General features: G+C 70.2%; 8 protein-coding genes and 1 pseudogene. 6 read left to right on the plus strand and 3 right to left on the minus strand.

Annotation, left to right across the window (positions count from 1 at the left end):
• On the minus strand, positions 1 to 885 hold an 885-nt coding region (locus tag ACQKIP_RS30610), incomplete at its 3' end, for a GNAT family N-acetyltransferase (protein ID WP_427744742.1).
• A 30-nt stretch (positions 886 to 915) separates the two neighbouring features.
• Here ACQKIP_RS30610 and ACQKIP_RS30615 point away from each other — a divergent pair.
• Positions 916 to 1,428 (plus strand): MarR family winged helix-turn-helix transcriptional regulator, encoded by a 513-nt coding sequence (locus tag ACQKIP_RS30615; RefSeq protein WP_365857020.1) that lies wholly within the window; start codon positions 916 to 918, stop codon positions 1,426 to 1,428.
• Here ACQKIP_RS30615 and ACQKIP_RS30620 read toward each other — a convergent pair.
• Together ACQKIP_RS30620 and ACQKIP_RS30625 are read right to left on the minus strand one after the other, a co-directional pair.
• Positions 1,383 to 2,780: a sensor histidine kinase gene (locus ACQKIP_RS30620; protein WP_365857022.1), complete on the minus strand. Its 1,398-nt coding sequence runs from the start codon at positions 2,778 to 2,780 to the stop codon at positions 1,383 to 1,385. The two genes, ACQKIP_RS30615 and ACQKIP_RS30620, sit on opposite strands and share 46 nt — an antisense overlap.
• A complete protein-coding gene (locus ACQKIP_RS30625; RefSeq protein WP_365857024.1) occupies positions 2,777 to 3,463 on the minus strand; it encodes a response regulator transcription factor in 687 nt (228 codons plus the stop codon). Before ACQKIP_RS30625 ends, ACQKIP_RS30620 begins: the two co-directional genes overlap by 4 nt.
• A gap of 147 nt (positions 3,464 to 3,610) precedes the next feature.
• On the opposite strand from ACQKIP_RS30625, the gene ACQKIP_RS30630 reads away from it, so the two are divergent.
• The 5 genes and pseudogenes from ACQKIP_RS30630 to ACQKIP_RS30650 all read left to right on the plus strand — a co-directional run.
• On the plus strand, positions 3,611 to 4,543 hold the full coding sequence (locus ACQKIP_RS30630) for a hypothetical protein (protein ID WP_365857026.1): 933 nt from the start codon (positions 3,611 to 3,613) through the stop codon (positions 4,541 to 4,543).
• A gap of 95 nt (positions 4,544 to 4,638) precedes the next feature.
• Entirely contained in the window at positions 4,639 to 5,085 is a 447-nt protein-coding gene (locus tag ACQKIP_RS30635; protein WP_365857028.1) for a hypothetical protein, read from the plus strand.
• 438 nt (positions 5,086 to 5,523) lie between these two features.
• On the plus strand, positions 5,524 to 5,862 hold the full coding sequence (locus ACQKIP_RS30640; protein WP_365857150.1) for a M15 family metallopeptidase: 339 nt from the start codon (positions 5,524 to 5,526) through the stop codon (positions 5,860 to 5,862).
• A gap of 48 nt (positions 5,863 to 5,910) precedes the next feature.
• On the plus strand, positions 5,911 to 9,072 hold the full coding sequence (locus ACQKIP_RS30645) for an AfsR/SARP family transcriptional regulator (protein WP_427744746.1): 3,162 nt from the start codon (positions 5,911 to 5,913) through the stop codon (positions 9,070 to 9,072).
• 63 nt (positions 9,073 to 9,135) lie between these two features.
• A pseudogene (locus tag ACQKIP_RS30650) lies at positions 9,136 to 9,607 on the plus strand (hypothetical protein); the annotation flags it as partial.

Below are 9,607 nucleotides of genomic sequence, written 5' to 3' on the forward strand. Positions count from 1 at the left end.
GCCCAGGCCCCGGCCGCGCAGGTCGGGGGCCACGGCAAGCCGTCCGATGTGCAGTTCGCTTCCGTGGCGGATGGTGCGGACCATGCCCAGGAGCCGCCCGGAATGCCACAGGCCCGTGGTGTGCCAGTCGGTGAGCCACTCTCTGACCTGGCCGGGGGTTTCGTGCAGGGCCGGGATCTGCAGGGTGTTGTTGGCGATTGCTTCCTCGACCCAGCAGCAGCGCTGCAGCACGGTGACCTGCGGCTCGTGTTCGGGGCGGAGACGATGGGCGTAGGAGCCGGGCAGCGGGCCGGGAGTTGCTTGCCCGTATTGCCGGAGCGGGGCCAGCGCCTGCGTGACACGGGCGAGTTCTTCCAGCATGTCCACAGCTGCCCGGGCGAGGTGGGCGGCGGGCTGGAATCGGTCCTGTCGCAGAGCGTCGGCGATCCGCAGGGCCACGGTCGAGCCCAGGGGGACCAGGCGCAACGTGGTGGTCACTTGCTTGGCGTGCTGGACTGCCCGGGTGCCGGCCGAGGTGTTGCCGTAGCTGACGAAGCCCACCGGCTTCCAGGCCCACTCGGCGCTCAGGTAGCCGAGTGCGTTTTTGAGCGTTGCGGGCATTCCGTGGTTGTACTCCGGGGTCACCACGATGAAGCCGTCGGCCGCCGCGACCGTCTTGCTCCATCGCTGGGTGTGCTCGTGACGGTAGACGCCGTGTGAAGGATGCTCCTCCTCGTCGAGAAAGGGGAGTTGCAGGTCTGCGAGCGCTACGGGAACCAGGTCGACGTCGAGCGTGCGTGAGGTCGGTGCCAGGGTCTCGGTGAGCCAGGAGCCGACGGTCGGCCCGAGTGCGTGGGGGCGGGTGCTGCAGATGAGGACGAGGACCCGCAACCGTTTCGTTGACATGGAAATGAAGTTAGAGAGTAGATTGATTACATGTCAATGAAACGGCCGGGTGCCGCAGCGCCGATCACGGACGCCCCATGGCTGAGCCCCCACGAGGACCGTGCCTGGCGGGCCTACCGGCGGATGACCACCGCAGTCCAGGCGTACACCCTGCAGGACCTGGCCGAACTGGGTCTCTCCGAGGCCGACTACGAGGTGCTCAGCACGCTGTCCGAGCACACCGATGCGACCCGTACGCTGCGCGAGCAAGCCGCCAAGATGCAGTGGTCCCGCAGCCGCTTGTCCCGTCACGCCACCCGTATGGAAGCCCGCGGACTCATCCGGCGCGCGCCGGATCCCTCCGACGGCCGCGGCTGTCTGCTGATCCTCACCGACGAGGGCCTGGCCGTCCTGCAAGATGCCGCCCCGGCCCACCTCGCCTCGGTACGCCGCCACTTCATCGACCGCCTGGACGCGCAAGACCTTGCTGCACTCAACCGCATCGCCGACAAAATCAACTACCACGCAGGCCCGCTCGGCTCGAAAGCCTCACCGAAATCGTGATCACCGGTGTGGCGCCAGCCACCGCCAACGCCGCCTTCAGCGCCACCGCCCACGCCGCCTCCCACCCCGCCCGGCGCCGCGTCCGCGAACTCGGGTGAGTCCGTCACCTGCCACTGCTTTCCGTGCGCTGTCGGCAATCGCACGGTGAAGTGCGCACCCGAGGCCTCGGGACTGAGGGTGAGGGTGCCCTGGTGGAGTGCGGTGATGCGGTGTGCGATGGCCAGGCCGAGACCGGCTCCGCCGGTGTCGCGGGCGCGGGCTTCCTCCAGGCGGGTGAAGCGTTCGAAGATCCGGGCCTGGTCGTCGGGGGGAACACCCGGCCCGTCATCTCGCACCTCCAGGGTCAGGGTGCGCCGGCCGGGTCCCGGTGCCAGGTGCACGGTGACCGTGGTGGTTGCGTGGCGCTCCGCGTTGTCGAGGAGGTTGCCCAGGACGCGGGCGAGCAGGCCGCGGCTGCCCTGCACGAGGACGGGTTGCTGTTCGATGCGGGAAACGAGGGCGAGGCGGGACGGCGTTCGTCGGCGCCCGAGTTCCTCGCGGACCAGGTCGGCCATGTCGATCACACGGTTGCCGGGTGGGCCTGCGTCGCCGGTGAGGGCATCCAGCCGGGCCAGCAGGAGCAGCTCGGTGGTCAGATGCTGGAGGCGCAAAGTGTCTCCAAGAGCGTTGGTGACGACTTGCCGCCAGGGGATGTTCTCCGTTCCTCTCAGGGCGAGTTCGAGTTCCATGTGCAGGGCTGCCAGAGGCGTACGCAGTTCGTGCGAGGCGTCGGCGACGAAGCTGCGCTGCTGGTCGGCTTCTGCCTCGAGCCTGCCGAGGGTGTCGTTGACCGTCGTGGCCAGCCGGGCGATCTCACACCCGCTGCGGGGCACGGGCACACGCCGGTGGAGATGGCGGGCGCCGAGGCCGGCGAATCCGGAGCGGAGGGATTCCAGGGGGCGCAGCCACCGGCCGGCGAGGAGCCAGGTGCCGGCCGTGACGAGGAGAGTGAGTCCCAGAGCGCCGGGGACCAGGGACCGCAGGACGGTGTCCGCCCGGACGTGGCGGACCGGCAGGGAAGGGCCCTGGTGTGCTCTGCTGCCGGAGCGGGCCCCGGGGTGCTGAGATGCCGGAGCGCCGGACCACGGAGGGAGCGACAGCCTCGCCGGTTCGAAGTGAGTGCGCGGCGAGATGGGGGAGGAGGTCGGGCGGCGGGCTCCTTCAAGCAGCCCGCTCCTGACGGTGATCCGGTCCGCGAGGGCGTAGAGGGCCAGCGGGACCAGGGTGACGCAGGCGACCATCAGCGTGATCCGTACGCGCAGGGTGCGCGGGCACAGCCGCTGCCGGACCGGGCGCGGGCGCGGTCGTCTCACCGGCGAAGTCCTTCCCCTGCTTCGAGCCGGTAGCCGATCCCGCGCACGGTGTGGATCGTGCGGCGCTGGAACGGGGCGTCGATCTTGCGGCGCAGGGTGCTGACGTAGACCTCGACGACATTCACGTCGCCCTCGAAGGTGTGGTCCCACACATGCTCCAGTACTTCCGTCTTGGAGACGGTCTCACCACGGCGGCGTGCCAGGTACTCCAGTACCGCGAACTCCCGCAGCGTGAGTGCCACCGGTGTGATCCCGCGCCGGCAGCCGCGGGTGGCGGGGTCGATTTCCAGGTCCCCGACCTGGAGGACGGCGGGGCGTTCGGGCCTGCCGCGCCGCAGCAGGGCACGCAGCCGGGCGGTGAGCGCGACGAAGGAGAACGGTTTGGTGAGGTAGTCGTCGGCACCGGTGTCCAGGCCTTCGGCCTCGTCGTACTCTCCGTCCTTGGCCGTCAGCATCAGTACGGGGGTCCAGAGAGCGGCCTCGCGCAGCCGGGCGCACAGCCGGTAGCCGTTGAGGCCCGGGAGTATCACGTCCAGGACCAGGGCGTCATAGCCGTTGAGGAGCGCCAGCTCCAGCCCCGACCGGCCGTCATGGGCGACGTCGACGGCGTAGCCCTCGCCCACGAGTCCCCGGCGCAGCAACTCGGCGAGCCGCAGGTCGTCTTCCACCACCAGTATTCGCATGGCCCGCAGCGTGGACCACCGCCGGCTCGGGGCTCCTGAAGAAGTCTTCAGACTCCTTCAGAGTCCTCACAGCGGCCTCCTGGCACTGTTGCGTCCGCGCCACCGACGGCAACGGCCACAACAGCGGGGAAACGGAGACTCATCACCATGCCGAAGAGTGAAGTCCGGGTCTGGTTCGCCGCGCTGCTGATGGCGAGCACCCTGGTCGGCTGCGCCGCCGGAAGCGGTGACGCGCCACGGGCGGGCGGGCCCAGTGGGGCGGCGCCCGGCCCGCAGGAAGTGCGGGACCTGACGACCGAGGAGGAGGTCCTGGTCGAGCGGGCCGAGCGGATCATCGTCAAACGGTGCATGGAGGACAGCGGGTTCACGTACTGGCTGCGGCCGCCGGTCAGCGCCGCGGAGCGTGCGGGACACGGGTTCGTCCTGGACGACATCGCCTGGGCCCGCACCTACGGATACGGCGGAGAGCTGGAACAGCGGGCCGAGAAGGCCCGCTTGAACGACCCGAACGTCAGCTACGCCAACGGTCTTCCGAAACCGGATCGCATCCGGTACTCCAAGACGCTTGACGGGGACCCCGCCCGGGGCATGATGTCGGCCCGGCTGCCCTCGGGCGGCACGGTGCAGATGCCCCGCACCGGCTGCTGGAACACGGCCGGCGAACGGCTGTACGGCGACATCACGACATGGTTCCGAACCCGGAAGACAGCCACCAGCCTGACGCCGCTGTACCTACCCGCACTCCTCAAGGACCGGCGTCTGACCACCGCGGTCGCGGCATGGGCGCGGTGCATGAAGAAAAAGGGCCACGCATACGCCAGTCCGGATGACATTCGCGCCAAACGGGATTCCCTGGTCACGGGGATGAGTCCGCGACGGGCGCACGCCACGGAAGTGGAACTGGCCGTCGCCGAGGCCACATGCGCCGTGGAGACGTCCCTGGGCAGGACGGCACGCGCCCTCGAAAGCGAATACCGGACCAAGAAGCTCCAGCCGTACAGCGACGACCTGGCCGCCTACCGGCGCGCGAGGCTGACCGCGCTGGACCGGGCCGAGACCATCACAGGCTCGAAGGCCTGACTCACCGACTCGTCCGGATGCCCCGGACGCCCCTCTTCCCGAGCCTCACGGCCACGGGATGCCTCGCCACACCCTGACAGAAGGAGAACATCACCATGCGCAAGATCCCGGCGATCCTGGCCACCGCCGCCCTCGCGGGCCTCGGCGTCATCGTGCCCACGGCCACCGCGCAGGCGGCCGACACCTGCAGTGACAACTACTCGGGCGCGGGGCGCGGATTCATGTACGCCTATGACGGCACCTACTGCGTGGGCTACCTCGGCAGCTCTTCGGGCAACGATGCCGACTGGGGCAACAGCTCCGGCTCCTTCCAGGGCTGGGAAGACAACGAGGCGTCGTCCATCCTCAACAAGGGGAACGACTCGGAGGTCAAGTTCTACAGCCTGCCGAACTACGCGGGCGGCTACATCTGCCTGTCGAGGAACGAGGCATACGCATCCGACCTCTCCGATGACAAGATGAGCAGCGGCGTCAGCGCGAACAACACCATCAGCTCGCACAAGTGGGTGAGCGCGGCCAGCTGCTCCTACTGGGCACACTGACCGGTTGGTCCCGAGAGGCCCAGCACTCTGAGGTCCCTGGTGGGCGTGGCGGTTCCCGTCGCGCCCACCAGGCGTGTGCGGGAAGCGGCCGACGCCCCTTGTTTGTCGTACGCCCGTACCCGTCCTGAAGGAATTTTGAAGCGGTAGGGGTCATGCTCCGCCCCGACCGGGTACCGGCCGGTCGTGTGCCGCCGGTGCGGTGAGCGGAGCGATGCGGAGGGCAGAGGGCTGGTTGCCGTATCGCTGTTTGATCCGAGGGTCGCGGCGGTCGAGATCCAAGAGTGCGGAGAGCCGCTGATCGATCTGCGGGAGGTCGACGCACTGCGGCTGGACCGGCGGCCGGCCGGCCGCGGCGATGTCCCCGTCAGGCTGCGGCTCGGCATCGTCGACCGCCTGGTCATCGCACAGACGCTGCTCCCGGCCGGCTTGCGCCTGTACGTGGCCCGGGGCCACCACCCCGATCTGCCGGAGTCCCCGCACGCCACGGGCGCCGCCGTCGACCTCACCCTGTGCACCGCCGAAGACGTCCCCCTGTGGGTGGGCTCCGATGCCCGGGGCGCACACTCACCGCGCCTCCCGCCGGGGGTGTCGGCCCCGGATCCCGTCGCCACCGAGAATCGCGGACACGTGAGGAGAGCCATGACTATGGCGGGGTTCATCAACTACCCTGCCGTCTGGCGGCATTGGTCCTACGGTGATCGTTACTGGGCTTGCGTGACGGGGAAACGGTTCGCAGGCTATGGCCCGGTCCGGGGGCCGGGCCGCCGCTCCGGGTGACCCCGCCGCGAAGGCAGGCGGTCATACCGGCGACGTTGTGGGGGCAACGTGTTACAGATCCGACTGCTCGGCCCGGTCGAAGTCTATGCGGCGCACCAGCCGATTGCGCTGGGCGGCGGCAAACCGCGCGCACTGCTGGCGGCCCTGGCGCTGGAACAGGGCCATGTGATCTCCACCGAGCGCCTCATCGACGTCGTGTGGCAGCACGATCCTCCGGACAGCGCCCGCGCATTGATCCAGACGTACATCTCGACTCTGCGCAGGGCGTTCTCCGACGCCTGCCATCCCGCAGTGATCGCCTCCCGGAAGCCTGGATACGCGATCCGGCCGGAAGCGGTGTCGGTCGACGCCGCGCACTTCGCCGCGTTGCTGGCCGAGGCGAGAAAGCACGCCGAGGCCCGCGAACTCGTCCCGGCGGGCGCGCTGTTGTGCGATGCGGAGGACCTGTGGCGGGGACCGGCCCTCTCCGGTCTGGAAGGGGCGCTGCTGTCGGGCGAGGCCGGAAGGCTGGACGAGCTGCGGGTCACGGCTCTGGAGGAGCGCTTTGGTGTGGCGCTGGCGCTGGGCAGACTCGATCACCTGGCCGAGCTGACCGGCCTGGTCACGCGGCACCCGGCCAACGAGCGGCTGCGCGGGCAGCTCATGGTGACGCTGTACCGGTTGGGGCGCCAGGCGGACGCGCTTGCCTGCTACCGGGAGGGACGGGCCGCGCTGGTCGAGGAGTTGGGCATCGAACCCGGCCAGGAGCTCAGCGCCCTGCACGATGCGCTGCTGCGCGGTGACGGCGGCGGACCGTCCGGAGCACGGGCGCTGTGGCCTTTCCAACCCCACCACCCCATCCGGCCTCTCCAGCCCTCCTCATCACCCCGGTCGCGCCCACCGCACCAGTCAAGCCGTCCCGGCCAGCCACACCAGGCTCTCCAGTCTCTGCAGGCGAGGCCTCCCGCGCACCTGCCGCCCGCCCCCACCGACTTCACCGGCCGCACGGAGGAACTGGCCGCGCTGACCCGCGCTCTCACCGGCACCTCCTCCTCCCTGCATGTCGTGGCGGGCCCGGGCGGCAGCGGAAAGTCGACACTGGCGGCATACGCAGCCCACCAGGTCGCCGCCTCTTTCCCCGACGGCCAGCTGCATGCCGAGCTGCGCGGTCTGGCCGACAGCCCCGCTGAGCCCGCCGTCGTCCTGGGAAGGTTTCTGCGCTCCCTCGGTGTGGAGGCCGAGCTGCTGCCCGACAGCCTGCAAGAACGTACGGAGTTGTACCGCACCCTGCTCGCCGACCGCTGCCTGCTGATCGTCCTCGACGACGCCGCCGACGAGCGGCAGGTACGGCCGCTGCTCCCGGGCGGCCGCGGCTGCACCGTCCTTGTCACCTCGCGCGATCGGCTCGGCGCACTTGCCGGAGCCAGGCTCGTCGAACTGGACGTGCTGGCGCCGGACGAGGCCCTGGAACTCCTCACCCGGATCGTCGGCGCGGACCGGGTCGCGGCCGAACCACAGGCCGCCGCCGCCATCCTGTCCGCCTGCGGCAACCTGCCCCTGGCCATCCGTATCGCCGGGGCGCGACTTGCCACGCGCAGCCGGCTGCCGCTGAAGGTCCTCGCCGACCGGCTGACCGACGAGCGCCGGCTGCTCGACGAGCTGGCCGTGGGCGACCTCGCGGTGCGCAGCACGATCGGACCCAGTTTCCAGTCCCTGGACCGGCTGCCCCGGGCGGCCCTGCAGCGCATGGGATTCTTCGGCCTGCCCGAGTACTCCCCCCGGGTCGTCGGCCGCCTGCTCGACGTTCCCGAGCCGGAGGCCCAGCGCCTGCTCGAACTGCTCGTGGACACCCAGCTCGTCACCTTCGCGGGAGTGGACCGGACGGGTCTGGGGCGCTATCGCCTCCACGACCTCGTACGGATCTTCGCCCGGGAGCAGGCCGAGGTCTCCGAGTCGGCCCTCGAGTTGTTCGAAGCCGTCGCCCGCGTCTTCCGCGGCTGGATCTGTCTGCTGCACCGGATCGCCGCGAGCAGTCCTTCGCCGCAGATCAGCTGGCGCCCCGCCGCGCCGCAGCCGCACGGGACGATGCCGGACGAGGACGGCGACCGGGTCCTGCGCGAGCTCGCGCTCGGAGATGCCTTCGGCTGGTTCGACGGCGACCAGGCCGCGCTGGCCGCGGCCGTCGACCGCGCCGCCGCGATCGGCCTTGACCAGCTCGTGTGCGATCTGGTCTCGGCGTACAACACGGTGGCTCTGCGCACCGACCACTTCGGTTTCCGGACCCGGATCACCGGTGCCGCGCTGGCCGCGGCACAGCGCATGCAGGACCAGCGGAGCGAGGCCGCCATGCTGGCGGAGCTGGCCCAGCTCTGCTACGACCAGGACCGGTTCGCCGATGCGCGGTGCCACTTCGGCGAGGCGCTCAGCAGATTCCGCGCCCTGCGCGACGTGCGGGGACAGGCCTTCGCCCTGGCCGGTCTCGGCACGGCATGCCGTGAGCCAGGACGGCTGGTCGAGGCAGTCCACTTCCTCGACCAGGCCACCCCTTTGCTGCACGCTCTCGACGATCACCCCGGCGTCGGTCACGTCCTGCGGACCCGGGCCTCGGTGCGTCTGGAACAGGGCGAGTACGCAGCGGTGCACGCCGACCTCGTCGCAGCGCGCGAGGCGTTCCGCCGGGGAGGCAGCCGCCGGGGTCTGGCACTGACGCTGCGCTCGATGGGCCTGTATTACCGGGCCGTGGGCGAGTACGAGGCATCGAGCGAGGTATGCGCCGAGTCGATCGCCATCCTCGCCGAGCTCGGCGACGAGTTGATGTACTCCTACGCGGTCCGTGCCCATGCCAAGGCACAGATGCGGCTCGGCCACCGGGCCGAGGCGCTGCCCCGGCTCGAAGGCGCGCTGGCCACGGCGCGTGCCTGCCACGACCGCTTCGGGCAGGCGGTCACCCTGCGGGTCATCGGGCAGCTGCACCTGGCCGACGAGCGCTTCGACCTGGCGCGCAGCTGTCTGGAGGCGGCCACGTCCATGTGGGACGCGATGGACACCCCCATCTGGCGGGCACGCACCGAGTACGACCTCTCCCTGGTCTACGAGGCCCGCGGGGAGCCCGAGGCCGCCCTGGCGGCCCGGACGCATGCCCTGGTGGTCTTCCGGGAGCACGGTGCGCGCGAGTACGCCGAGCTCAACGCCGCTGTGGAGGTGCCTGCAGTTTCCTTGAAGGGCAGTTGAAGAGACACCGTGGAGCCTTCGGGGTGAGAAGCAGCCCCCTCACCCGGAAAAGGACAGCCACTCATGCCTACTGCGCTCAGACGTGTCACCACCGCTCTCACTGCCCTGTTCGCCCTGGGCAGCCTGGCCGTCGGCACCACGGTGATCACCGAGGTCGCGGCGCCGACGGCCGCGCACGCCGCGGCGTCCTCCACGGTCGGCGGCTCGATCAGCCGGACCGAGATACTCGACCGTGCCAAGTGGTGGATCGACACCTACGGAGTCGTCTACAGCCAGCACCAGTCCGACGCCAAGGCCTCGGTCACCGGCGAGAAGTACCGCCCGGACTGCTCCGGCTTCGTGTCCATGGCCTGGCGACTCCCCAAGAAGAGCGACGGCTGGGACCGCAACACCGGTGACCTCGACGCCTTCGGGGACACCACGAACGTCTCCCTGGACAGCCTGCAGCCGGGCGACGCGATCCTCGGCAGCGGCCATGTCGCCCTCTTCGACAAGTGGACGGACTCCACCAAGACGCAGATGTGGGTGTACGAGG

The sequence above is a fragment of the Streptomyces sp. NPDC059900 genome (genome assembly GCF_050270335.1).
Taxonomy (GTDB): domain Bacteria; phylum Actinomycetota; class Actinomycetes; order Streptomycetales; family Streptomycetaceae; genus Streptomyces.